Origin of the sequence: Dietzia sp. oral taxon 368 (assembly GCF_002999155.1) — a bacterium.
GTDB classification, from domain to species: Bacteria; Actinomycetota; Actinomycetes; order Mycobacteriales; family Mycobacteriaceae; genus Dietzia; species Dietzia cinnamea.
In genome coordinates this window covers 1,623,811-1,648,435 of sequence record NZ_CP027238.1, presented here as the reverse complement: position 1 = coordinate 1,648,435, position 24,625 = coordinate 1,623,811, and the positions used below count along the sequence as shown (strand labels likewise).

14 protein-coding genes are annotated in these 24,625 nt (G+C 71.0%); 1 reads left to right on the top strand and 13 read right to left on the bottom strand.

What is annotated here, in order from left to right; translation table 11 throughout:
- Positions 1–136 precede the first annotated feature (136 nt).
- The 12 genes from C3V38_RS07685 to C3V38_RS07630 all read right to left on the bottom strand — a co-directional run bounded on the left by C3V38_RS07685 (position 137) and on the right by C3V38_RS07630 (position 22,154).
- Positions 137–1,630 (bottom strand): acyl-CoA carboxylase subunit beta, encoded by a 1,494-nt coding sequence (locus C3V38_RS07685; RefSeq protein WP_106386405.1) that lies wholly within the window; start codon positions 1,628–1,630, stop codon positions 137–139.
- A 56-nt stretch (positions 1,631–1,686) separates the two neighbouring features.
- Positions 1,687–6,750 carry a polyketide synthase Pks13 gene (gene pks13, locus C3V38_RS07680; protein ID WP_106385453.1) on the bottom strand — a complete coding sequence of 1,688 codons (5,064 nt, stop codon included), beginning with the start codon at positions 6,748–6,750 and terminating at the stop codon, positions 1,687–1,689.
- A 93-nt stretch (positions 6,751–6,843) separates the two neighbouring features.
- Positions 6,844–8,790, bottom strand: a complete 1,947-nt coding sequence (fadD32, locus tag C3V38_RS07675; RefSeq protein ID WP_106385452.1) for a long-chain-fatty-acid--AMP ligase FadD32 — start codon at positions 8,788–8,790, stop codon at positions 6,844–6,846.
- A gap of 173 nt (positions 8,791–8,963) precedes the next feature.
- A complete protein-coding gene (locus C3V38_RS07670) occupies positions 8,964–9,929 on the bottom strand; it encodes a cutinase family protein (protein WP_106385451.1) in 966 nt (321 codons plus the stop codon).
- Positions 9,930–10,120: 191 nt separating this feature from the next.
- Positions 10,121–10,612 carry a DUF732 domain-containing protein gene (locus C3V38_RS07665; RefSeq protein WP_106385450.1) on the bottom strand — a complete coding sequence of 164 codons (492 nt, stop codon included), beginning with the start codon at positions 10,610–10,612 and terminating at the stop codon, positions 10,121–10,123.
- Positions 10,609–12,570, bottom strand: a complete 1,962-nt coding sequence (locus tag C3V38_RS07660; RefSeq protein ID WP_106385449.1) for an alpha/beta hydrolase-fold protein — start codon at positions 12,568–12,570, stop codon at positions 10,609–10,611. Before C3V38_RS07660 ends, C3V38_RS07665 begins: the two co-directional genes overlap by 4 nt.
- Positions 12,571–12,826: 256 nt before the next feature.
- Complete coding sequence (locus C3V38_RS07655; protein ID WP_106385448.1) at positions 12,827–13,960, bottom strand: alpha/beta hydrolase family protein; 1,134 nt, start codon at positions 13,958–13,960, stop codon at positions 12,827–12,829.
- 195 nt (positions 13,961–14,155) lie between these two features.
- On the bottom strand, positions 14,156–16,270 hold the full coding sequence (locus C3V38_RS07650; RefSeq protein WP_106385447.1) for an arabinosyltransferase: 2,115 nt from the start codon (positions 16,268–16,270) through the stop codon (positions 14,156–14,158).
- A 16-nt stretch (positions 16,271–16,286) separates the two neighbouring features.
- Positions 16,287–17,324 carry a decaprenyl-phosphate phosphoribosyltransferase gene (locus C3V38_RS07645; protein WP_106385446.1) on the bottom strand — a complete coding sequence of 346 codons (1,038 nt, stop codon included), beginning with the start codon at positions 17,322–17,324 and terminating at the stop codon, positions 16,287–16,289.
- On the bottom strand, positions 17,321–17,938 hold the full coding sequence (locus tag C3V38_RS07640) for a phosphatase PAP2 family protein (RefSeq protein ID WP_106385445.1): 618 nt from the start codon (positions 17,936–17,938) through the stop codon (positions 17,321–17,323). Before C3V38_RS07640 ends, C3V38_RS07645 begins: the two co-directional genes overlap by 4 nt.
- Positions 17,931–19,931, bottom strand: coding sequence for a glycosyltransferase (locus C3V38_RS07635; RefSeq protein WP_106385444.1), 2,001 nt, complete (start codon positions 19,929–19,931; stop codon positions 17,931–17,933). Before C3V38_RS07635 ends, C3V38_RS07640 begins: the two co-directional genes overlap by 8 nt.
- A gap of 216 nt (positions 19,932–20,147) precedes the next feature.
- A complete protein-coding gene (locus C3V38_RS07630) occupies positions 20,148–22,154 on the bottom strand; it encodes a hypothetical protein (protein ID WP_129591174.1) in 2,007 nt (668 codons plus the stop codon).
- Positions 22,155–22,298: 144 nt separating this feature from the next.
- Between C3V38_RS07630 and C3V38_RS07625 the strand changes: the two genes are divergently transcribed.
- On the top strand, positions 22,299–23,024 hold the full coding sequence (locus C3V38_RS07625; RefSeq protein WP_061227876.1) for a peptidylprolyl isomerase: 726 nt from the start codon (positions 22,299–22,301) through the stop codon (positions 23,022–23,024).
- 33 nt (positions 23,025–23,057) lie between these two features.
- Here C3V38_RS07625 and C3V38_RS07620 read toward each other — a convergent pair whose 3' ends face one another.
- Positions 23,058–24,554: a DUF5129 domain-containing protein gene (locus C3V38_RS07620; RefSeq protein ID WP_106385442.1), complete on the bottom strand. Its 1,497-nt coding sequence runs from the start codon at positions 24,552–24,554 to the stop codon at positions 23,058–23,060.
- Positions 24,555–24,625: the final 71 nt, after the last annotated feature.

Here is a 24,625-nt window from a genome sequence, read left to right as displayed (position 1 = left end):
CAACGCGGGCAGAAGCGGGAGCGAGACGCCAGGTTCAGAGGCGGCTGCGGGGCGGAGAAATGCGGGACGGGCGGCCCCCTCGTCGGTGGGCCGCCCGTCGGTGCGCTGGTGCCGTTGGCGCGCTGTTGCTATCGGATCACAGCGGGAAGATGGAGTGCTTGCGCGGCAGCTCGACCCGCGTCTTGTCCCGGAGCTGCTCGAGCGCACTACGCAACACCAGCCGCGTGTGCGAGGGCTCGATCACCGCGTCGATGTAGCCCCGCTCGGCGGCCGTGTACGGCGTCGCGATGAACTCGTTGTACATGTCGATGAGCTGCTTGCGGAGCTTCGGCCCCTCCTCGGGACCCGCCTCCTCGATCTGACGGCGCTGTAGCAGATCGACCGCGCCCTCGGCGCCCATCACCGCGATGCGAGCGGTCGGCCACGCGAAGTTGAGGTCACCGCCCAGGTTCTTCGAGCCCATCACCGCGTAGGCCCCGCCGTAGGCCTTGCGCACCACGAAGGTCACCTTGGGCACCGAGGACGCCGCCACCGCGAAGCCCATCTTGGCACCACGGTGGATGATGCCCAGCTTCTCCTGCTCCACACCCGGGAGGTAGCCGGGGGTGTCCACCACGAAGACCAGCGGGATCGAGTAGGCGTCGCACAGCATCATGTGCCGGGTCGCCTTCTCGGAGGCGTCGATGTCCAGCGCGCCGGACAGGTGCAGGGGCTGATTGGCGATCACGCCCACCGGCTCACCGTCGACGCGCGCGAAGCCCGTGATGATGTTGGAGGCGAACTGCCCCGACGTCTCCATGAACTCGCCGTCGTCGAACATCCGGATCAGCACGTCGTGCATGTCGTACGCGGCGTTGTCCGAGTCCGGGATGATCGTGTCGAGCTGCAGGTCCGACTCCGTGGTCTCCGGCTCGAGTCCCGGGTTGATCCGCGGGGCCTTCTCGCTGGCCGACGACGGCAGGTAGCTGAGCAGATTACGCACGTACATGAACGCGTCGTGCTCGCTGACGGCCACGTGGTTGACGTTGCCCCGCTTCGCCTGCTCGAGCGCGGACCCGAGCTCGTCCATCGTGACGTCCTCGCCGGTCACCTGACGGATGACGTCGGGGCCGGTGACGAACATGTACGCCTGGTCCTGGACGGCGACCACGAAGTCGGTCGTCACGGGCGCGTACACGGCACCGCCCGCGCACTTGCCGAGCATGATGGAGATCTGCGGCACGTGGCCCGACGCCGGGTACTGACGGCGGCCGATCTCCGAGTAGTACGCGAGCGAGGTGACGGCGTCCTGGACCCGGGCGCCGCCCGAGTCGTTGATCCCGATGATCGGGCAGCCGACCTTGATCGCGAAATCCATGATGGCGCAGACCTTCTTGCCGAAGCCCTCGCCGACGGACCCGCCGAACACCGTGTTGTCGTGCGCGTACACCGCTACCGGGCGACCGTCGATCGTGCCGCGGCCGGTCACCACGCCGTCGCCGAACGGGTTGTCGGGGTTGCCCGGCGCCTTGACCAGTTGGCCCATCTCCACGAAGCTGCCCGCGTCGAGGAGCTCGGCGATCCGCTGGCGGGGAGGGGTCTGCCCCGCGGCGTCGCGGCGGGCCTTGGCCCGTTCGCTGCCCGGGTCCATGGCCTGCTCGGTCCTGACCCGCAGTTCAGCGAGCTTCTCCGCGGTCGTCTTCGCCGTCACGCGTTCGTTCCCTTCCGTACGCCCGCGTCGAGCTCCGTGAGTCGACGCGCCAGATGCTTACCGACCGTACCGACCACCGGCTCGTCGACCATCGCGAGGTGGTCGCCCTCGAGGTGGACCACCTCCAGATCGGTCACCACGGCGGCCCAGCCGCCGTCCGGGTCGATGCGCTCGTAGCGCGGCTCCAGTTCGATCGCCCCGTCGTGCATCCGCTCGGCCCGGTACAGCACGAACGGCACCTCGGCGCCCACGCCGGCCCACGAGCCCATGTCCGCGCTCTGCAGGATGCGGTTGTCCACGAAACTGGCCCGCTGGTGCTCGATCACGCCGCCGCCCATCGCGTTGGCCTCGGCGCCCAGCACCCCCATCAACATGTCCAGCACGCCGTCCTCGCCGTGCTCGGCGAGGAAGTCGCGCGGCACCTCCACGTCGAGCCCGTACGTCCGCTTGGCGAACTCCGAGTAGCGCTTCCAGCGCGCCTCGGCCTCGTCGAGCGTGTCCGGGATCGGCTCGGACGGCTGCACGGTGTCCAGCAGGACCACCAGCGACACCTCGTCGCCCGCGGCCCGCAGCTGGCGGGCCACCTCGACGGCCAGCGCGCCGCCGAAGGACCAGCCACCCAGCGCCACCGGGCGGCCCGCGGCGAGCTCGCGGATCCGGTCGAGGTAGGTCGCGGCCCGCGCCTCCAGGGGGCCCTCGACGCGCTCGACGCCGTACACCGGGGTGCCCTCGTCGAGGCGCTCGACGAGCGGCTCGTAGACGAACGACGATCCGCCGGCCGCGTGGAACAGGAACAGCGGCGTGCGCCCCTCCTGCCCCTCGGCGAGCACGCGGATGTTGCCCTCGACGGCGACCTCGGTGAACGGGCGCAGTAGATCGGCCACCTCGGCGATCGTCGACGCGCCGGCCAGCTGATCGGCGGTGATGTCACCGCCGGACCGGTCGGACAGTCGCCGGGCCAGCGCCTCGCGGGTGGCCTCGTCGATCGGGGGCAGCGCCCCGGTCACGCCGGGCGCCGCCGCGCCGGTGACCACCGCCCACGCGCCGAACGCCATGCGCTCGGTGTCGTCGCGCGGGGCGACCGACACGGCGTCGCCGGCCGGGGCCGCACCGTCGGAGTCAGCCGCACCCGAGCCGTCGGCGGCGTCGCCGTCGCGCAGCGCCGCGACATCGACCGCTCCCTCAACGCGGGCCTGCTGGGCCGCCAGCTCGCCGACCTGCTCCGGGTTCTCCACCGCGAACCGGACCATCTCCGCGACGTCGTTCAGCGACGCGTCACGCATGGCCTGCAACTCGAGCGGCGGGATGGAGAACTCGTGCTCGACGCGGTTCTTGATGCGCACGGCCATGAGCGAATCCAGGCCGAGATCGAGCAGTGCCAGCTCCCTCGGCAGGTCGTCGGGGCTGTACCCCATCGAGGAGCCGATGATCCGGGCGAGCCTGTCGCTGATCAACTCGCCGGAGGCGGGGTTCCAGCGGGTGTCGGCCTCGTCGTCGTCCTCGTCCTCGCCGACCACCGGAGCGTCGGACTCGGCCGACTCGAAGTGCGGCATCTCCGGCGCCGTCGACGGATCGATCGGCGCGCCACCACTGACCGCGCCGGAGGCGACCAGCACGAACGGCGCGGACTCCTCGTCCGACCGGACGTGGACCTGCAGGGACGCCCCACCCGGGTGCGGGGTGAGGGTCGTGGTGACCGACCCCGAGGCGGGCAGGACGCCGGGCCGGTCGACGGCGGTGAGGGTCGCGCCCTCGATCACCGCGGCGGCCGCGGCGGACATCAGTGCATCCACGCTGGGCACGACATCGGCGCGGACCTGCCACGCGTGGCGGCCGTCGGGCAGCGCGACGTACGACCCCGGCATGCGGCCGTCGCCGGACCCGCCGCCCGCGGTGACCTTGGGCCACAGGGTGCGGCGCTTCCACGCGGTGCCCGGCACCGGCGCGTACCGGTCGGGGCCGGTGACGTAGCCGTGGATCATCTCCACGACGCTCGGCATGTCGATCGTGTGCCCGTGGACGTACAGCTGCGCGATCGCGTGCAGGAGCGTGTCGGCCTCGGACTCCTTGCGCTTGAGCGTGTGCAGGAGGTTCGGCTCCATGAGACCGGCGTCGAAACACGTGGCGGCCACCGACATCGCGGCCACCGGGTTGGGGGCCAGCTCGAGGAACGTGACGTACCCGGCGTCGACGGCCTTGCGCACGGCGTGGGTGAACCACACCGAGTGGCGCATGCCCTTGACCCAGTACTCCTCCGCGTGGACCGGCTCGTGGCCGGCGCGGTAGAAGGTCTCGCGGTCGACGGACGAGAACAGCCCGGAGGTGAGTTCGCGCGGCTCGAGGCCGGCGATCTCCGCGGCCAGCTCGCCGAGGAGCATGTCGACGTCCGAGGTGTGCCCGGCACCGCGGACCTGCAGCTGACGGGCGAACTTGCCCTGCTCCTCGACCCACGCGACGAAGTCGGCGACGGGCTTGGCGCGGCCACCGACCGTGGTGTGGGTGGGCGCGGCGTAGACGGCGGGCTCGATGGAGGCGAACTGCGGGTTGTCGGCGATGATCTGCGCGATCTCCTCGGCTGAGTACTCGACCAGCGCCATCGCGCCGGCCTCCTCCTCCGAGACCTGCCCCTCGGCGTCGCCCATGAGGCGCGAGCGCACACAGATCACGCGCACCGCGTCCTCGAGGCCCAGGCCACCGGTCGCGTAGGCGGCGGCGACCTCACCCATGGAGTGCCCGATGACGGCCTCGGGCTTGGCGCCGAGCGCGCGCAGGGTGTCGACGAGCGCCACCTGGATCGCGAAGATGCCGACCTGGGAGTTCTCGAGCTCGTAGGTCTGCGAGTCGTCGAGGATCAGCTCGACGATCCGGTAGCCGGCCTCGAAGTCGATGAGCTCGTCGACCGCGTCCAGGCACGAGGCGAACAGCGGGTTGGACAGGTACAGCTCCTTGGCCATCTTGCGGTGCTGGGAGCCGAAGCCGGAGAACACCCACACGTCGCCCGTGCCGGCGGGGGCGTCGGCGCTGAACACGCCGGGGCCCGGGTCGCCCGCGGCGAGCGCGCGGAGCCCGGCGACGAGCTCGGCGCGGGTGTGGCCGACGACCGCGCCGCGGGAGCGGCCGTGGTTGCGGGTGGACAGGGTGCGGGCGACGGCGCCGAGGTCGATCGAGTCGTCCTGCGCCTCGAGCCAGTCCGCGACCTGGGCGGCCGTGGCCTTGCGGCGCGACGGCAGGGACGCGGACACGACCAGCACCGTGGCCGGAGGGCCGGGAACAGCGGTGCCGGTGGTGGCGAGCTCGTCGGCGTTGCGCGCGACGGCGTCGGCCACGCAGCGGGCGACGTCGTCGTCCGTGGCCGTCGCGGTGGTGGTCGCGGCGTCGGTGGTCGCCGTGGTCGGGTCGGTGTCGGCCGGGGCGTCGGTGGAGGTGTCGGACGGGGCGTCGACGACGACGTGGGCCGGCTGCGGCCGGTACTCGGCCACCACGACGTGCGCGTTTGTGCCACCGAAGCCGAAGCCGGAGATGCCGGCGACCGCGCGGCCGCTGTAGCGCGGCCACGAGGTGGTCTCGGTGACCACGCTGAGCCGGGCGGCGTCGAAGTCGATGTACGGGTTGGGGCCCGCGTAGTTGATCGTGGGCGGCACGGCGTCGTGCTGCATGCCCAGGATGATCTTGGCCAGGCCGGCGGCGCCGGCGGCGGACTCCATGTGCCCGAAGTTGGTCTTGGCCGAGCCCAGGAGCGTGGGCCGGTCGGCGTCGCGGCCGCGGCCGAGCACCTGGCCCAGGGCGGTGGCCTCGATGGGGTCACCGAGGATCGTGCCGGTGCCGTGGGCCTCGATGTAGTCGACCTCGCGCGGGTCCACGCCGGCGTCGGCGTAGGCCTGGCGCAGGACGGAGACCTGGGCGTCCGGGTTGGGGGCGGTCATGCCGTTGGAGCGACCGTCCGAGTTCACGGCGGACCCCTTGATGACGGCGAGGATCTCGTCACCGTCCCGTTCCGCCTCGGACAGGCGCTTCAGGATGAACACGCCGCCCCCCTCGGCGCGGCAGATGCCGTTGGCGTCGGAGGAGAACGCCTTGATGCGCCCGTCGGGGCTGAGCGCGGCGCCGGTCTTGGCGAAGCCCATGGTGGCGGCGGGCGCGAGCATCATGTTGACGCCACCGGCCACGACGAGGTCCGACTCGTGCAGGCGCAGGGAGTTGACGGCCTCGTGGATCGCGACCAGCGACGTCGAGCAGGCGGTGTCCAGCGTCATGGAAGGGCCGCGGAAGTCGAACGTATACGAGATCCGGTTGGAGATGATCGAGTTCGACGCGCCGGTGACCGCGTACGGCGAGGCCGCGGCCGAGTCCGACGTGAGCAGGACCTGGTAGTCGCTGGACGACGAGCCCATGAACACGCCGACCTCGCGGCCCTTGAGGTCGCTGGCCGGGATGTGGGCGTTCTCCAGGGCCTCCCAGGTGAGCTCGAGCGCGAGCCGCTGCTGCGGGTCGACCATCTCGGCCTCGCGCGGGCTCATGCCGAAGAACTCGGCGTCGAAGTCCTTGACCTCGGAGTCGTCGAGCCAGCCGCCGCGGTCCGGGGCCTCGGCCAGGACCTGCTGGACGTAGGCGTCGCCCGCCCACTCCGACCAGCGGCCGTCGGGGCGCGGGGTCGTGGCGTCGCGGCCGGAGGCCAGCAGCTCCCAGGTCGCCTCGGGGGTGTCGGCGCCGCCGGGGAAGCGGGTCGCGAACCCGATGACGGCCACGTCGAACTCCATCCCGGCGCCGCGCTCGCGGAAGGTGTGGAAGTCGGTCGGTTCGTCGACCTCCGCCGGCCCGTTGACCACGTACTCGGCGAGCGAGGCGATGGTGGGGTGCTGGTAGGCGACGGTCGCGTCGAGCGGCCGGCCGATGAGGTCCTCGAGGTCCGCGGACAGGGACACCGCGTCGCGGGACGACAGACCGTACTCCTCCAGCGAGCGGTCGTCGGTCACCTTGGAGACGTCGAGCCCGGTGGCCCGGCAGACCCAGCCCCGCATCCATTCGCGGAGCTCCACTACCGTCATCTCGCTCTGTGCCATCGTCGCGGCTCGCCTTTCCTGAAGGTTTCGTCCGGTATGTCCCGTCGCGGCGGGGCACCCTTGGTGCCTTGAACCGGCCCGGCCGGGAGGACGCTACTGCGCCGGCAGGTCCGGGAAGGCGGTCTGCTTGTAGCCCCCGCGCAGTGTGCCGTCCACGTACGCCGCCTTGCAGGCACGGCGCGCGATCTTGCCACTGGAGGTGCGGGGGATGGATCCGGCGGGGACCAGGAGCACGTCCTGGGCGGTCACGCCGTGTCGCGCGGAGATAGCCGATCGGACGGCGTCCGCGACGGGGCCCGGATCGGCCTTGCCCGCCCCGGGCGCACGCTCGGCGACCACGACGAGCGTCTCCGAGGAATCATCGGCGGCGATGTCCGCGCCGTTACGCGCGTCGATCGGCAGCTGGTTGGCCGGCACGGAGAACGCGGCGACGAAGCCGGGACGTAGGGCGTCTGACGCGCTCTGCGCGGTGTTCTCCAAGTCCTGCGGGTAGTGGTTGCGGCCGGCGACGATCACGAGGTCCTTGACGCGGCCGGTGATGTACAGCTGGCCGTCGACGTACGCCCCGTAGTCGCCCGTGCGCAGCCACCGCGCGTCCTCGGGGACTGTCCCGAACTCGCGGACGGTCTTGGAGCCCTCTTCGAGCCGCTCGACGAGCCGGTTGCCGAACGTGGCGTCGGACTCCTCGGGGCGTCCCCAGTAGGCGCGCCCGACGTTGGTGCCGTGCAGCCAGATCTCGCCCACACGGCCCTCGGGGAGCTCGCGACCGGTGCCGTCGTGTTCGCCCGTGGACTCGTCGATGTTCGCGTGGACGATGGTCGCCCACTGGCTCGGGGCGACGTAACCACAGGCGACCTGCGGGATGGCGTCCTCGTTCCCCTCGACCTGGGCGGGGTCCAGGACCGTCATGACGCCCTGGTTGAGATCCGTCCGGTCCACGTGGATGACGATCGCCTCGTCGTCGCGGCGCGGCGACGAGACGAACAGGGTCGCCTCCGCCATGCCGTAGGACGGCTTGATGACGGTCGGCGCGAGCCCGTAGGGCGCGAAGGCCTCGTTGAAGGCGCGCATGGAGGCCGGGGTGACCGGCTCCGAACCGTTGATGATGCTGGTCACGCCGGACAGGTCGAAGGTCTCGCCCTCCCGGGGGAGGCCCCGGCGGGCGGCGTGCTCGAACGCGAAGTTGGGGGCGGCGGCGAACACGCCGTCACCACCGCTCGCGGCGCCGAGCTGGGAGACCCACCGGCCGGGCCGCTGCACGAACGCTCGGGGGCTCATCACCGTGATGGTTGCCCCGCCCATCGCGGGCAGGATCACCGTCAGCAGACCCATGTCGTGGAACAGCGGCAGCCAGGTGACGCCGCGCGAGGCTCGGGTCAGCCCCAGGCTGTCGAAGAGCTGCATGACATTGGTGACCACGTTGCGGTGCGTGATCTCGACTCCGGCGGGCACCCGGGTTGAGCCCGAGGTGTACTGCAGGTAAGCGACGTCGTCGGCGCCGAGGTCCGGTCGGGACCAGCCGGAGCCGAGCTCGTCGGGGATGGCGTCGACGGCGACGGTGCGCGGACGCTCGCGGGCGGGCAGCTCGCGGAAGAACTTCCGGACCCCGGCGGCGGATTCGGTCGAGGTGAGGATGACCGCCGGTGTGCAGTCGCTCAGGACCGCGTGGAGGCGGTCGTGGTGACCCGGTTCGTCCGGGTCGAACAGCGGCACGGCGATGAGCCCGGCCTGGATTGCAGCGAAGAACGACACGATGTAGTCCAGGCCCTGCGGGGCGAGGATGGCCACGCGGTCCCCCGGCTTCGCGACCTGCTGTAGGCGGGCCGCGATGGCGTAGAGCCGCTCGCCGAACCGCGTCCACGACAGCTCGTGCACCTCACCGTCGCGGGAGGCCGAGTAGTCGATGTAGCGATAGACCAGCCCGTCACGGGCGGGGTCTTGGCGCGCGGCGGAGACGTTGGCTTCGACGAAGTCGACAAGGGTGGTGCGATCAGGGATGACGATCGCCCCACCGACGTCGTGATACTGCTCGAACTCCACGTTGCTCCGTTCCGATCCGTCCTACGTTGGTCGACGTCGTCGACCACGGATATGCCGGGTGCACTGACGACAAGCCTGGTCGATCCTACAGCGTGCCTCAGGACACATCCGAACTCCGAATCCTCGCTCGCCTGGCGTGTCGCACCCCGGGCGCCGGGGACCGGGCGCGACGGTCACTCGTGGGCGATCTCCGGAGCGGCGTCGACGAGCTCTCTGACGTGGCCGATCGTCCACTCGGGGACGGTGGTCCCGGCGATGACGTCCGGGTTCGTGGCGTACATGGCGTGGATCGCGTTGTTGGCGACGAACTCCTGGAACCGGGCGGCACCGTCGACGACGTTGAGCGGGGCGTTGCAGATCAGATCCCGCGAGTCGCAGATCTGGGCCGTGCGGTCGTTCAGTTCGCCGAACCCGCCCGGGCGCGGCCCGGTCATGGTGGCGCCCGCGATGAGCTGGGTCAGCCCGGTGGCCGGCTGCAGGGAGATCTCCATCCCCTGGCCGTTGCCGGGCGACAGTCCCGGCGACTGCCCCTCGCCGGGCAGGCGGCGTCCGTCGGCGATGAGGACGGACCCGCGCACCAGGTCGGCGGGGACGGGCCCGTTGCCGGTGCCGATCTCGTTGGTCAGGTCCCCGGCGATCACCGCTCCCTGCGAGAAGCCCAGCAGGATGAACGAGGTGTACGGGCAGCGGCCGTGCACGGCGGCGAGCTCGGCACGGGCACGCTCGGTGCCCTCCGCGCGGCTCTGGTCGTAGGTGATCTCGTTGGGCCGCTGCGGGTTCCGGAACTGCGCCACATAGGGGACGGTGAACACCTCGAGGCGCTCGCCCGGGTACTGCTCGCTCAGCGGGTCGGTGATCGTCCGCAGCAGCGCGTTGGGCAGGAAGCCCGGATTGAACGGGTCGTCGGTGGGGCTGCTCTCCCACGTCCCCGGGACGGCGATCATCTCGACGTCCGGGCAGTCGGCGGGCTGGGTCTGCTCGGTCTCGTCCGGGCCGGGCAGCGGGCCGTCGGGGCCGGTCGGCAACCCCCGGTTGCCGAGCCACCACCCGATGCCGAGCACGAGCAGGACGATCAGGACGAGCGCCCCCAGCGAGCAGCCGAGACGGCGGCCTCCCCCACGACGCGTTCCGCGAGCCACGATACGAACTCCTTCCCGACCTCCCGCACGACTGTGGCGGGTGGCCGACGACCGGTTCAACGCCCCGCGGTCCGCGCGGGTTCCTCAGGTGCCGGGTGAGGTGTCCGGGCTCACCCGGAACGGCCGCCGCACGCCGACGACCGCCGCCGTGCTGCGCGGGCCGAGCGGGCGGCAGTGCGCTGGGCGGGCCGCTACGGGCAGAGCTGCCCGGCCGAGGCGTCCACGACGATCCGCGACAGCTCGTCGACCTCGCGGTCGGAGTAGCCACCCGCGGAGATCTGGCCGGCGACCGCGTCGGCGATCGTCGTGGTCTCGTCCGCGGCTCCACCGGTGGTGCGGATGCGGCAGATGGTGTTGCCGGCGGCGACGAGCGAGTCCGACAGGTCGGCGGTCTCGATGCCCTCCTTCTCCAGCGCGGAGAGATAGCCGCGCTCGCGCGCACCGACGGCCGGGGCGGTGTACCCCGGCGCGTCCGGGGCGACCGGGGCGGGCGCCTCGGTGTACCGGCCGGAGTCCTCCGTCGCCGGGACGCGGGAGGCACCGGCGGAGCCGCCGCCCGGCGGCGGGGCGAGCGTCTCGGAATCGGGGACGCCGGAGACCGTCGAGTCCCCGCCCCCACAGGCGGTGAGCATCCCGCCGGCGACGAGGAGCGCGGCGCCGAGCGTGAGCGCGCGGGACCTCACGAGATCTCCGCCCGGCCGCCGGACACGGTGATCCGGCCGCCCTCGAACTCCATCACCTGGCCGCCGGCGGTGTTGCGCAGCGGGCCGGTCGGGTAGCCGAGCCGGCCGCGCTCGTAGTCGACCGTGCCCCAGGCGTCGAACACGGGTCCGCGGGGGACGACGTGGGCACCGGTGCGCGGGGACCAGTAGATCGCGCCGCCCTGGAACCGGCTGAACGCGCCGCGCCGGGTGTCGAGCGCGATCTCGTCGGTCACGGGGTAGCCGAGCTCGGAGTTCTCGGCCCCGGCCTCGCGGTAGGCCTTGAGGATGTCCCCCTCGACGACCTTGGGACCCGTCTCCTCCGACCAGTAGACCGTCCCGCCCTGGAAGCCCTGGACGACGCCCGGCTTGTTGGGGTTGGTGATCTCGTCGGTGGTCGGGTACCCGAGGTCGCCGCGCTCCGCACCACGCTCCTGCCACATCGCCCGGATGCCGCCGCGGACCGCGTGCGCGCCGGTGGAGGGCGACCAGTAGATGACGCCGTTCTGGAAAGTGGAGAACCGGCCGCGCCCGTCCGGGGTGGTCGTCTCCCCGGACGTCGGCAACCCGAGCACGCCGTCGGGTCCGCCCTCGGCCTGATAGGCGGCGCCGATCGCCCCGAGGACGGAATGCGCCCCCGTGGCCTGCGACCAGAACACGCGGCCGAAGCGGAAGTCGGTGGCCTTGCCGCCGCGGACGTCGTACTCGCCGGTGAGGCACGGCCCGAGTCCGGGCTGACGCTCGGCCACGCGGGCGATCTCGCCCGCCGCCGCGCACGGCTTCTCGACGTTCTCGATGCCCACCGCGGCGGCGAACTGCGGCCACGCCTGGGTCATCTCGAACTGCCAATACGGCCACGTGTGGGTACCCGACGGGCGGAAGTTCGCGGTGACCTCGACACCCTCGGCGCGCGCCTTGTTGACGAAGGTCTGGGTGGTCATCCGCGAGAGCAGCTCGAGCCCGTAGCCGGGGAAGTTGGTGGGGATGTCCGGCAGCCCGGACGGCTGGTCCCACGGTCCGGTGTTGCCGCTGCCCGCGGAGACGTAGATGCTCTGCCCGCGCATCTTCTCGGTGTGGAGCTTGGGGTCCTGCTCCTGCCACCGTTCCGAGCCGAGCGGCCCCCACATGTTCTCGGCCGGGTAGCCGCCGGCGTCCTGCATGGCCACCTTGATGGCCTCGGGCATGCCGAAGCTGGTGGTGTCGAGGAAGCCGGAGTAGCTGGCCGCGAACTGGAAGTGCTCGGGGTAGCGCTGGGCGAGCATCATGGCGGCGGTACCGCCCATGGACAGCCCGGCCACGCCGTGCTTGTCGCCGACGCGCCAGTCACGCGCCAGCAGCGGGGGCAGCTCCTGCATGAGGAACGTCTCCCACTGGTAGGCCGCGCCCTTCGCGTCGGAGACCCAGTCGGTGTAAAAGCTCGACTGGCCGCCCACCGGCAGGATGACGACCGCGTTCTTGGCGTCGAAGAACTGGGAGACCTTGGTCTCGAGCGTCCAGCCGCTCGCGTCATCGCGGGCCCGGAGCCCGTCGAGCAGCAACAGGGACGGGTAGGTGCGGCCGGGGTCGGCGTTCCACTGGGCGGGGAGCAGGAGCTGCACCTGCACCGCCTGCTCCATGGCCGGCGACTGCACCCACAGGGCCACACGGTTGGCCGACTTCCACTCGACCTTGTCCAGACGCACGCCGGAGGGCGGCGCCGCGGGCACGCGCAGGCTCGGCGCGTCGGGCGCGCCCGCCGGGTCCGGCGCGGCGGTCGTCGACCGCGGCTGAGCGGTCTGCGCGGGGCTGCTCTGCGCCGGGGTCGGACGGGTCGGCGTCTCCTGCGCCGCGGCGACGGGCGGCAGGACGAGGCCCGACCCCACCACCGACACCACGAGGGGAGCCGCGAGGAGGGACGCCCACCGGGAACGGGGGCTCGCGTGTGCGCTGGGGGTCGCCATGTGTTGATCTCTTTCTTGCCGCGTCGTCTCGCCGGATCGTCTGGTGGGCGCGCGTCGCACCCGGCCCGCGTCACCCGTGTCCGGGGCCCGGGTCCGCGGCACGCCCGCGGGTTCCCCTCCCGCGGCCGAACCCGGTGGTCAGATGCGACCGGGGCCCCGCACAGAATCTACGCGCGGGGCCCCGGTGTGACGGGTGAGGACTCGCTGTGAGAGCGCGAATCCGTCCTATTTAGTTGTCCCGCCTCGCCTGTGTGGCTCAGTACCCCGCCCAGGCGTGGGCGTCCATCACGTTCAGGATCTGCGCCGAGCGCGCCGCAATGAGGTCGTCGTTCCAGTAGCCCCAACCATGGATACCGGTGGTGCGGTACTCGAAGATGGCCTTGTTGGGGGCCGCGTTCATCGTGTTCTGGAACGCCAGGGTCGAACCGCGTGACAGGCCCTCGAGAATGATGCCGTTGAACGTATTGAACACGGCCTGCAGGCTGGAGGGCTGGTCGTACTGGCCCGGGATCGCGGAGCCGGCGGTGACGTACATCGGGATGCCTCGCAGCTTGTCGGCGTTGAGCAGCGGGTCGTTGCGACCCCACGCCGGAGCGCCGGGCAGGCCCCACATGGCGAACGGGTCGCACTTGCACTGGTCGAACATCGCCAGCGGGATCATGGTGTACATGCCCGGGGCGGTCGGGTTCATGTAGCCGGAGAAGACCGACACCTGCTTGAACTGGTTCGGGTGGTTGGCCGCGAGCGACGCGGCGGCGGAGCCGCCCATCGACAGACCGGCGATCGCGTTGTTGTCGCGCCGCACGCCGAAGTGGTCCGCCAGGTAGTTCGGCAGCTCCCGGGTCAGGAACGTCTCGTACTTGTACTCCAGCAGGTTGCCGCCCAGGTTGATGGGTCGCTGCCAGTCGGAGTAGAAGGACACCTGGCCGCCGACGGGCATGACCAGGGTGATGTTGTCCTGCAGGAAGATGCGCTGCGCCTGGGCGTCGTGGGTCCACGCGTTCCAGTCATCACGCGCCCGCAGTCCGTCGAGCAGATAGAGACCGGCGTTGCCGCCGAAGCGCGCGGGCTGCACCTGCACCTTGATGTGCCGGTTCATCGCCGGGGACCACACGTGGCAGAGCTGGACCCAGGACGCGACGGGATCCCACTCGCAGCCCGGCCGCAGCCAGTTGCGGAAACCGACCGGGTTCTCGTTGCCGCCGGCGGGCTGGAACGCGGGGGCGGCCGGCGGAGGGGCCGACGAACCCGCCGAGCCGAGGCTGGCAGAGGAACCCTGCTCGGTCGCCTGGGCGCCGGCCAGTGCCGGGGCGCCGACGAGGAGCCCTGCGGCCGTCGCCAGAGCGGTGAGCCCGGCGGCGAACCGGCGCCGGAGGGTGGAGTGGGACATTCGTTGGTTCCTTTGTTCGTTCCTGGTGCCCCGCGGGGCATCGGTGACGTTCATCGGACCGGCCCCACCAGGGAAGGACCGGAACTGCGACATCGAGGTCATCGATACTGTCGCGCATTTTGGGACAGGTGTTACAGGTCGGGGACCGATTCGACCCCTGACTGTTACCGTTTCGAGACAACAGCGAGCGCCACCCTACCGAGTGCCCTGGTACTTCTCCACCTCCTCAGGCATCGGTAAGCCGCACCGCTGCACCTCGTACGCAGGGATTCTGTTGATGCGGTACTCGGCGAATGAGAATGCGTTCACCAGGCTGGACCACCGCCGCTCGGGGGTCAACGGGGCGGAATACGACTCGATCAGCGCCTGCGTCGCCGGACACTGCAGCGCCACCTCGGCCTGGTTGACCCAGTTGACGTCGATCCACCGCGGAAAGTTGACCGGGTCCTCGATCACCTGCTTCTGCGCGAGCACCCAGTCGTACGGCAGGAACTTGTCGTGCCCGATCCGCCCGTCCTCCATCCGGTCCGTGTGCGCGGCGAGCGGCGAAGCCAGACCGACCGTGTCGTACACGCCCACGTCGAGGGGCAGGTTCATGCTCGTCATGCCCAGGTTGAGGAACACGACGGTCTTGACGGGGTCCTCGGGCAGTTCGAACGGCGCGAGCCCGGGCATCGGGTGGTCGTAGGCGACGACGTCCCAGCGGTCCTGGAAGCCCGGCACCGGCAGGAACACCGCCCCCGTCTCGTTGCGGGAGACGTCGCGCACGAGCGCGCGCATGCGCGGGAAGTCGAGGTAGTCCTCGGCGAGCAGCGGGTGCTTGTGACCCGTGCGCTGGATGTAGAACTGCCGCTCGTCGACGATGCCGGCCGCGGTGATGGACTCCGGTTCCTCGCGGAAGGGATCCTCGGTGATCTGGACGGTCACCGCCCATCCGACGACGACGAGCCACGCGGCCGCGGTCACGGGTACCGCCACCCGCCGCACGGAGGCGTCCGCGGACCCGCGTGCGGGCCCTACGGGCAGAGGCACCACCGAAACGGGCAGGAGGATCAGGAACAGGGACGGCAGGAGCACGCGGCCGTGCATGAAGTCGCCGCCGACGCGGGTGACGTACAGCAGCATCACCAGGGCCACGACGAGGAACGCGACCGTGACGACCGGGGTGGAGCGGACCCGCCCCCGCAGGCGGAGCAGCCGGCCGCCCTCGTCGTCGTCACCCTCTCCTGACCCGGAATCCGCTACCGCCGGACCGGATTCGCTACCCCTGTGAAGGGAGCGGATCCCGAGTCGGAGTAGCGGATGTCCGGACGACGCACCGGCCGCGCGACGTGGGGCCGTGCGGGCCCACAGGGCCACGAGGCCCGCGACGAGGACGGCGACGAGCGGCAGCAGCAGCACGTACGGCGCGAGCAGATCCCACAGGTACTCGGCGCCCTTGTCCCACTTCGACCCGCCGGCGTCCTTGGCCACGGCCGTGAGCGGGTACGGCAGCGCGTAGTAGGACATCCGCCAGAGCTGGTAGACGACCGGCACCGTGCCCGCGATGACCACGAGCCAACCCAGGTGCCGCCACGACTGGCGGGACGCCGCCATCATCGCGAGGAACACCGCCGCCGCCAGCGCCATCTCGGGCCGCACGAGCGGCCCCAGGCCGGCGATGAACGCGATCGCCGCCGTCCCCGGCGCGGGCAGGCCGAAGCGGCCCTCGCGATGCGGGGACCGGGCCCAGAGCTGCAGGCCCAGCCACATGACGCCGATCCAGCAGATCACCAGCCCCGTCTCGAGTCCGGAACTGGCGAAGTCGCGGGCCGGCGGCAGCATGACATAGACGAGGACGCCGAACGGCAGGAGCAGCATCGGCCCGCCCGCCGGGGCGCGTCGGGTCCCGCGGTACATGACGCGGGCGCCCAGCATCGCGCACGCCACCGCCAGCATGCTCAGCGTGAGCGCCAGGCCCAGCGAGACCAGCTCGAGGCGGTAGCCGACGACCTCATGGGTGCCGTAGATGAGATAGGTCCACAACGTGGAGGTGTTGGACTCGACCCGCTCCCCCGCGTTGAACACCGGGCCGTTGCCGGCCACGAGGTTGCGGACCGTCCGCAGCACGATGAGACCGTCGTCGGCGATCCACCGCCGCTGCCACGCGCCGGCGAAGAAGATCGCCACCACCACGGCGAGCCCGGACCAGAAAACCGCGTCCCCCCGACCGCGTCCGACCACGTCGCGGTGCTCGGCCCGCGGGTCGCCGGATCCGGCCCCGCGCTGGTCGCGACGACCGTCACGGCGCTCTGCCGTCACCTCCGACATCGTGGGTCCGCCGGGATCAGGCCAGCGACGGGACGATGTAGACCCCGATCACCACGGTCAGGACCCACAGCGCGGCGAGGACCTGCAGGACCCGGTCGCCCAGCGCGATGTCCTCGGGCTCGCCCGCCTGCGCGGCGTCGACGTCGACCGCGTAGCGCAGGACGGCGATGGTGAACGGCACGATCGAGATCTGCAGCCAGATCGCCGCACCGCTCGGCTGGGTGGGGTCCGAGCCCCGGTCGTACGCCCACAGGGCGTAGCAGAGCACGAGCACGGTGGCCGACAGCGTCCACACGAACCGCAGGTAGGTGGGGGTGTAGCTCTCCAGCGCCTTGCGGATCTTCGCGCCCGTCTTCAGGTGCAGGCTCAGCTCCGCGTACCGCTTGCCCGCCGCCATGAACAGCGAACCGAACGCCATGACGAGCAGGAACCACTGCGAGATCTCGACCTCGGCGGCCGCGCCGCCGGCGACCGCGCGCAACAGGAAGCCGGAGGAGACGAACGCGATGTCGAGCACCGGCTGGTGCTTGAGCCCGAAGCAGTACATGAGCTGCAGCACGATGTACACGGCCACGACGATCGCCAGGGCCGGGTGCGCGAACAGCACGGAGATGACGAGCGCGGCGACGATGAGCACCACCGCCATCGCGTAGGCGAGGCCGACGGGCAGCACGCGGGCCGCGATGGGCCGGAAACGCTTGGTCGGGTGGGCGCGGTCGGCCTCGACGTCCATCGCGTCGTTGATGAGGTACACGCTCGAGGCGGCCATGCAGAACGCCACGAACGCGATGAAGACCGAGAACAGGACGCTGCCGTCGGTGAGCGTCTGCGACCCCGCCGCGGCGGGCGCCGCGATGACGAGGACGTTCTTGACCCACTGCCGCGGCCGGAGGGCCTTGACCATCCCGTCGAGCAGGTTCTTCGGGGGCGCGCCCCCGGACTCCTCGGCGGCCTCCTCGATGTCGTCGATCTCGTTGGCCGTGTGCGGTTCGGCGCCCAGGAGATGGTGTTCCGTCCCGCCCCGGGCGGCCGGCACTCCGGTCTGATCGGTCATCGCTTCTCCTCGGGAATCTGGGTGGCGCGCGGGCCCGCCGCGCCGTCGCGCAGTGCCCCGGGCAGGACCTGCTGGACCGCGTCCGAGGGCCAGACCGCGCGGGTGAGGGCGGCACAGCCCGCACCGACGGCGGCACCGGCGACCACATCGGAAGGGTAATGGACTCCGAGCACCAACCTGGACGCCAGCATCACCGGCACGAGCGCCGGCGCGACGGGCACCCCGGTCACCGACCCCGCGAGCAGGGCGAACGCGGTCGTCGAGGTCGCGTGGGATGAGGGGAAGCTCAGCTTGGAGGGGGTGCCCACCCCCACGGCGACGGACGGGTGGTCCGGCCGGCGACGACGCACGACGCGCTTGACGACGACGGACGTGGCGTGGGCGCCGAAGCTGCCGATGCCCACCATCGCCCAGCGACCCCGGCGGGCGGGATCGACGACCATCCCGGCCGCCGCGATCACCATCCACCCGAGGGCGTGCTCGCCGACGTGCGACAGCGTCACGGCCGCCTGACGCGACCCGGGCACCGCGAGCAGGCGCTTCTGCACCGCCGCCAGGAGCCGGACCTCGCCGGTGGTTACGGGGATCTCGACCGAACCCACGGGATCAGGCATCGAAGACACGGCTCCAGGCCTCCTTGGTCACGAGTTCGGTGTGGGCGTCACGGTAGCGGCGCCGCATCTCGGGGAACCGCCGGTACAGCTCGCGGTGCAGCGCCGCCGACTCCTTGAACAGCGCGGCGGCCAGCTCGCGGTCGCGCTTGCGGTAGACCACCCCGCGGCCGTCGGCGGTGGTGACCGTGGCGCCGTCGACCCGGCTGAGCGAGTACCAGCGCGCCTCGATCGGCGGGAAGTTCGCCTGCGGCACCTCGTGGTGACGCTTGTCGTCCTTGCTCAGTGTGTGCGCGAGACCCCTGGCCAGCGCGACGGCCTTGCGGACCGGGCCGCGGGGCTCGGAGTGGATCCCGGCCGGGCCGCCCGACGGCGCGGGCAGGTCGACGGCCGACGGGATGACCACGGCGTCCGGGAACTCCGCGCGCATGGCCCGCACCTTGGGCAGGGCGGTGGGCAACAACTCGTACAGGGCCTCGGGGCCGCGGAGGAAGTCGCGGATCGCCTCGATCTGGATGGCCACCGTCGAGTACTCGAGGCAGACCAGGTGCTTGACCAGCGCCTTGAGGCTGGACTGCATGATCCCCTTGTGGTCGCCGTCGTGGTAGAGCGACGCCACCACGAGGCGGTTGCGCAGGTGGAAGTAGGCCTGCCAGTCGATCGCGTCGTCCTTGTCCGACCACGCCATGTGCCAGATCGCCACACCGGGCATGGTGACCGTGGGGTGGCCGGCGCGTCGCGCGCGCAGCCCGTACTCCGCGTCGTCCCACTTGATGAAGAGCGGCAGCGGTTGGCCGATCTTCTCTGCCACGACGCGCGGGATGAGGCACATCCACCAGCCGTTGTAGTCCACGTCGATGCGGCGGTGCAGCGGCTTGGGGTTGTCGCGGTCCGTGAGCTGGTACGTGGAGAAGTCGTAGTCGTAGTCCGCGTGCGGGGCGGCGGTCCACATGAAGTCGTGGGCGCCCACCACCTCGCCCATCGTGTGCAAATGGCTGCGCTCCTGCAGGTTGAGCATCTGCCCGCCGACCAGCATCGGGACGGTGGCGAAACGCCCGAAAGCCAGCGCCCGCAGGATCGAGTCGGGTTCGATCTCGATGTCGTCGTCCATGTACAGGATGTACGGCGAGTCCGTCAGCCTGCGGGCCTCGTACATGATGCGGCTGTAGCCGCCCGACCCGCCGAGGTTCGGCTGGTCGAAGATGTGCAGCCGGTCGCCCAGGAACTCCGCCGCCTCCGCGAACCCGGGCTCGTCGCGGACCTTCCTGTCGCCCTGGTCCGGCATGAGGACCGCGTCGATCACCGCGTCGACCTCGGGGTCGGACGTCAGCGCGCGCAGCGCGGCCACCGCGTCACCGGGGCGGTTGAACGTGGGGATGCCGACGGTCACGCGGCGGTCGTTGGGTACCTGCACGGCCGGGTCGGGTCGACCGTCCGGGCCGGCGTCGGGGCGCGTGGCCGGGGCGTCGACGGCGGAGTACCAGCCGCCCGAGAGCAGCTCGACGTCCGTGTCGGAGGTGAGGTCGAACCAGATCCAGCCGCCGTCCTCGAACGGACCGAGGTCGCACACGAACTCGACCGTGGTGACCTGCCCGGCGCGACCCGGCTCGCCGACGACGTCCCCGGCGATCGCGATGCGGGAGCCGTCGATCTTCGAGCGGTACAGGTCGACGCGGCCCGCGCCGCGGACGGTCAGCCGCAGGACGACCTCGTCCAGGACCGTCCACCGGCGCCAGTAGGCCGCGGCGAACGCGTTGAAGTAGGTGGCGAAGGAAACCTCGGAGTCCGCGCCGATGCCGAGCGACGTCCGGGTGGACGAGTGGGCGCGGCGGGAGTTGGTGGGGGCCTCGTCGAGGTAGAGCGAGCGCACGTCGAGCGGCTCGCCGGCCCGCGGCAGGATGATCCGCTGGAGGCATTCCCGGCCACGTGGATCGGCGAGCGCGGCGACCGATCGCTCGACCTCGTCGACCAACTCGTGGTGGCCGTGATGTTCCATGTGTGCGTGTCCCCGTCCCGACGGCCGGGGCCGCCCTCGTTCACATTGCTGTGCCCTGTCGCACCTCCGCGCCCGCTGCGCCGCCGCCGGGGAGGCGCGGCTGCGGGACGAAAGCCGGGTCGATCGTACCCGTCGGGGCCGACACACCCCGCCCACCACGCGCCGGGGCCCCACCCGCGCGCCCAGGTGATTGACGCGGTCGACGCGGGTGATCACCTACTCCAGCGTCAGATGGTGGTTCGCACGGACCTCTTCCAGAATGCGCTCAACAGCGTCGACCAGCTGGGTCGCTGCGATGGACATGTCGGCCGTAGGAACCGGGGCACCACATTTGATGACGTCCTCGGCCAGAATGTGGGCGCGACGGGCCACCGACCCCTTCCCGGACTCGGCCCACGCCGCGTCCCAGGCGTCCATTCGGTCGAGGATGATCTGCTTATCGGCAAGCCCGACGACTTTGTCTGTCAATGCCAGCGCGATCGTGTCGACGACCTCACTCCGCTCGTCCTCGGACACGGACTGTCCCTGCCAGCGCACGGGGTTCTGCAGCATCGCGTAAAGGACACTCTGCAGTGCCCGCCGTAAGTCGCCGGCCGGCTTGAGGTCGCGGTATTCGAAGTCGGTCCGCCCGACTATCCGCCGGTTGAGCGCCTTTATCCTCGCCCAGTGTTCGGCTCGGAGGTCAGCTCCGGGCGCCGGCCTCTCCACGCCCAACCGGACGAGCCATTCCTCCTGAAATCGGGCCGTGGCTTTCTCGACGGCGATGACCACCCCCTTGCGGGCGATGACGATCTCGGCGTCCCCATGATCGCGTACCGGCTCGTCCCCCTCCAGCTCCTCACGCAAGCGCAAGAACTCCGTGGCCCCCTTGCGTCCAAAGATGTCCTTGGCGGTAAGGACCCGATCGAGCCGCCCCGCATAGTAAACGGAAGTGTCCAAGCGCCGACGCAGAGCTCGCGCGGCAGCGGCCCCGGCCGCGGACTCGATACTCGAGAGCGCGTTCTCCACCGATTCCCGGACGTGCCCGGTCCGAGCAGCGTAGCCGGTGAGGTTGGCCCCCTTTACCGCGTCGAGGTGGGTGAACAGGAGATGGAGCTTCGCCACACTCCCGGATTCGACTATTTGGGTCAACGCCGCCAGCGGCCCGGCCTGCATCGGCTGTTGCGCGTTGTCAACCACAAGAACCGAGTCGCTCTGTCCCACCTTCTTCACGAGCGAAGATGACAGCGACGAGATGGACGAAGGGGTGTGTCCGAGCCCCTCACTGTCGATGATCACCAGGCGGAGTGGTCGGTCGGACCAAGTCGGGACGAACGGGCCGCTCACGCGGATCCCGTTGACCACCGGGGTGAGAAGACGCCCGAATCCGGTCGCGGAGTTACCGTAGAACGTAGACAGTTCCGCCAGGAACTGGACCCGGTCGGCAGAGGTCTGGGTCCACATGAGCGGCCAGCCCTCGTCGTCCCACGTCAGGTACCCAAACGACAGTGCGGAGAAGCGGCTGGTCACCTCGCGGACCAGCATCGAGATCACCTCGCCGGTGATCGCCGAGTCCGCGACCGCGTCCTGAAGCGCCTCGTAAAAGGCGTCTTCGCCTTCCTCGGAGGCCTCTGACATTCCGATCCTTGGGAGGATCGACTGGACCATTGTCTGAACCCTGGCCACGGCGAGATCCACCACTTCTCGTGACTGAGAAACGTCGACCTCCACGAGCCCGGTGCCCGCCGCGATGGACATCTCCGTGCTCTCGTCCCCGGTTTCGCGGTTCGCCTCGTCCTCGACGATGTCATCATCGATTGCGTCATCGATGATGTCGTCGTCGTCCTCCACGATCGGACGGCCGAGTAGGTAGCTCAGGCGAAACCGTTGCCCCTCGTGATCGAGGAGCTTCATGTAGACGACGTCGTTAGCCGCACCCTCGTATACGGCTTGCGCTGCAGCCACGACATTGTCGAGCAGATGGTCCTCGACTTCGTCGCGGGGCATGAAGGTGACAGCCGCTCGGAAGAAGGGTTCGTCGCACGGGACGATCTCCGTGTCGGCGACCGTTGTCTTTGCGGTCGACGTGGACGGAAACCGTTCGGTGCGTGGGTTCGTCCCGAGCAGTTGCCTGACAACGGTCGTCTTGCCCGCGCCGGTGGTCCCCAACATGAGTACTCGGCGATACCCGGATTCGACCGTGGGGAGGGGCAAGACTTCTTCACGGAGGGCAGCGTGATCCATTCGTATAGATTATCTCGACATGTGTCAGGGTGGTGAACATTGCCTGCCACAGAGTTCTCGCGGGCCCTATGGCCGGTCGTCGACGCCACTGCACCCGCCACCGCCGACCGATCGCGAACAAGGCCATTGACCTAGTCTCGTCCCATGCACCTCACCGCTTCACCCCGCCGCCGCCCGACCGTCCGCACCGCCCTCGGGGTGCTCGCCCTCGCCACGCCCCTCGCGCTCGCCGGCTGCGCCTCCGACGACGCGGCCTCCGACGAGCAGGCGACCGGCGGCACCACCAGCGCGGCGCAGTCCGAGGGCCGCGAGTCCGGCGGCGAGGTCGAGTGCCCGCCCGCCGAGGGAACGGACGAGCGCACGACCTCGTTCGACTCGGCCCCGCCGATGTGCCTGACCCCCGGGGTCGACTACTCGGCCGTCATCACCACCGACGCCGGGCCCGTCACCGTGGACCTGCTCGAGGAGAAGGCACCGGAGACGGTCAACAACTTCGTCTTCCTCGCCCGCCACAACTACTACGACGGCATCACCTTCCACCGCGTGATCCCCGGCTTCATGATCCAGGGCGGCGACCCGCAGGGCACCGGCAGCGGCGGCCCGGGCTACGAGTTCGCCGACGAACTGCCCGCCGAGGGCGAGTACGAGATCGGGTCGGTGGCCATGGCCAACGCCGGCCCCGACACCAACGGTTCCCAGTTCTTCATCGTCACCGGTGACTCCGGCGTCTCGCTGCCGCCGGACTACAGCCTCTTCGGCACCGTCACCGAGGGAATGGAGGCCGTCACCGCGATCGAGTCCGACGGCAGCCCGCAGGGTCGGCCCCAGACCACGCACACCATCGAGTCGGTGGAGATCGTCGAGGGCTGACCCGGCGGGGCGGCGGGGCGGCGGGGCGGCGGGTCAGTACCCGCTCGACCCGCCGCCGCCCGAGAACGATGCGTTGGAGTAGCTCGTGTTGGTCGAGCTCGCCGACTGCGCCGCCTGCACGTCGTGGGCGTGCCAGCTCGACACGACGTAGTACGGGACGAAGCCGTTGTAGCCGTAGCCGGCGCGCCAGTCGCGGTCGTACAGCCGGGGCGCGTGGCGGTCCCCCGCATCCTTGGCCGTCTTCACATCCGACATCTCCCGCTCGCGGATCGCCTCCACGACGAGGCGGTAGTCCACCACCAGCCGCGCGTACCGGTCCATAAAGTCGGGTGCCTGCGTGTCGCGGGCCAGCTCGTCCGCCCGGGCGTCCAGCGCCCGGGCCTCCGCGGCCAACCGCTCGTCCTTTGTCCCCAGCGCGGCGGCGGTCATGTCCTCGTGCAGTTCGCCGAGCTGGCGGCGGCGCACGTCGGCGTCACCCTGCTCCATGCGGAACAGCTGGTCGATGTTCTTCTCCGCCGTCTCCATCTGGTCGACCGTCGTGTGCGCGAGCTCGATGTCGGTGGCCTTGGCCCGGAACTCGGCGTCGGTCGAGTCGGGCCGCAGGTCGCCGATCCGCCCCATCACGGTGTCCAGCGAGAGGAACCGGTCCCGGACGTCCGCCCACTGGGACCGCAGCTCGTCGTCGGCCAGTGGGGAGGTGAGCGAGTTGGCGCGGACGTCCAACCCGGTGAGCTCCTGCGCGACCCGCCCGTATTCGCGGGAGACCCGGTCGTAACGCTCCCTCGCCGTCGTCGCCTTCTTCTTCCGGCTCGCCGCCACGCCCGCGCCGATCGCGCCCGCGCCCACGACGCCCGCACCGCCCAGCGCCCACGGAAGCCAGGCCGGCGCCTCCTCGGGCTCCGGGCCCGTCACTGTCGGGTCGTTCGCGGCCTGCGCGCCCGCGAGCAGACCCATCGCGTGGTTCTCCCGCCGCATCGGGTCCTTCATCGCCTCCAGCGCGCCGTCGAGGTGCGGGCCCTCGAAGATGTCGAGGGCGCCGCAGACGTCGTCGCCGCAGTAGATGCCCACGTCACGCGCCTCGGTGTCGTTGGCCACGATGAGCGTGCCCGGCGCCCACTTTTCGCGGTCCTCGGCGACGAGGTCGGGCCGCTCGGACTGGGCGAAGCGCTCGACGGTGTCGTTGAGGTTGTCGCCGTCGTCGTCGAAGACCAGGTATTCGACACGCGTGACCTGCGGCGGGAATGCGATCCGCGCGGTCTCGGTGCGCAAGAGGTCCTGGTCGCCGGACGACAGGACGCCGGCCCGGTCGGTGACGCCCACGGCCACCTCGGCGGGCGCGGGTGCCTGGGCGGGCGCGGGTGCCTGGGCGGGCGCGGGTGCCTGGGCGCGGGCCGGCGCGAACGGCAGGAGGAACAGCGCCAGCAACAGCGCGGCCGCGACGCCGCACAGGACCGCCGCCCGGCCCGGGGCGGGGTCGACGGCGGGAGCGGACACCGTGCGGGGCAGGGGCCGGGCGATCGTGCGGGTCATGCCAGAAGCCTAGGCCCGCCCGGGAGGTCGCGCCGCCACTTCGCGGCAGGTGTCCGAGGCGACAGATACGC

Bases quoted from the DNA above. Each gene is read 5' to 3' on its own strand.
- C3V38_RS07685 (WP_106386405.1), bottom strand. From the start codon at position 1,630: ATGGACCCGGGCAGCGAACGGGCCAAGGCCCGCCGCGACGCCGCGGGG.
- pks13 (WP_106385453.1), bottom strand. From the start codon at position 6,750: ATGGCACAGAGCGAGATGACGGTAGTGGAGCTCCGCGAATGGATGCGG.
- C3V38_RS07660 (WP_106385449.1), bottom strand. From the start codon at position 12,570: ATGGCGACCCCCAGCGCACACGCGAGCCCCCGTTCCCGGTGGGCGTCC.
- C3V38_RS07655 (WP_106385448.1), bottom strand. From the start codon at position 13,960: ATGTCCCACTCCACCCTCCGGCGCCGGTTCGCCGCCGGGCTCACCGCT.
- C3V38_RS07650 (WP_106385447.1), bottom strand. From the start codon at position 16,270: ATGTCGGAGGTGACGGCAGAGCGCCGTGACGGTCGTCGCGACCAGCGC.
- C3V38_RS07645 (WP_106385446.1), bottom strand. From the start codon at position 17,324: ATGACCGATCAGACCGGAGTGCCGGCCGCCCGGGGCGGGACGGAACAC.
- C3V38_RS07640 (WP_106385445.1), bottom strand. From the start codon at position 17,938: ATGCCTGATCCCGTGGGTTCGGTCGAGATCCCCGTAACCACCGGCGAG.
- C3V38_RS07635 (WP_106385444.1), bottom strand. From the start codon at position 19,931: ATGGAACATCACGGCCACCACGAGTTGGTCGACGAGGTCGAGCGATCG.
- C3V38_RS07630 (WP_129591174.1), bottom strand. From the start codon at position 22,154: ATGGATCACGCTGCCCTCCGTGAAGAAGTCTTGCCCCTCCCCACGGTC.
- C3V38_RS07625 (WP_061227876.1), top strand. From the start codon at position 22,299: ATGCACCTCACCGCTTCACCCCGCCGCCGCCCGACCGTCCGCACCGCC.
- C3V38_RS07620 (WP_106385442.1), bottom strand. From the start codon at position 24,554: ATGACCCGCACGATCGCCCGGCCCCTGCCCCGCACGGTGTCCGCTCCC.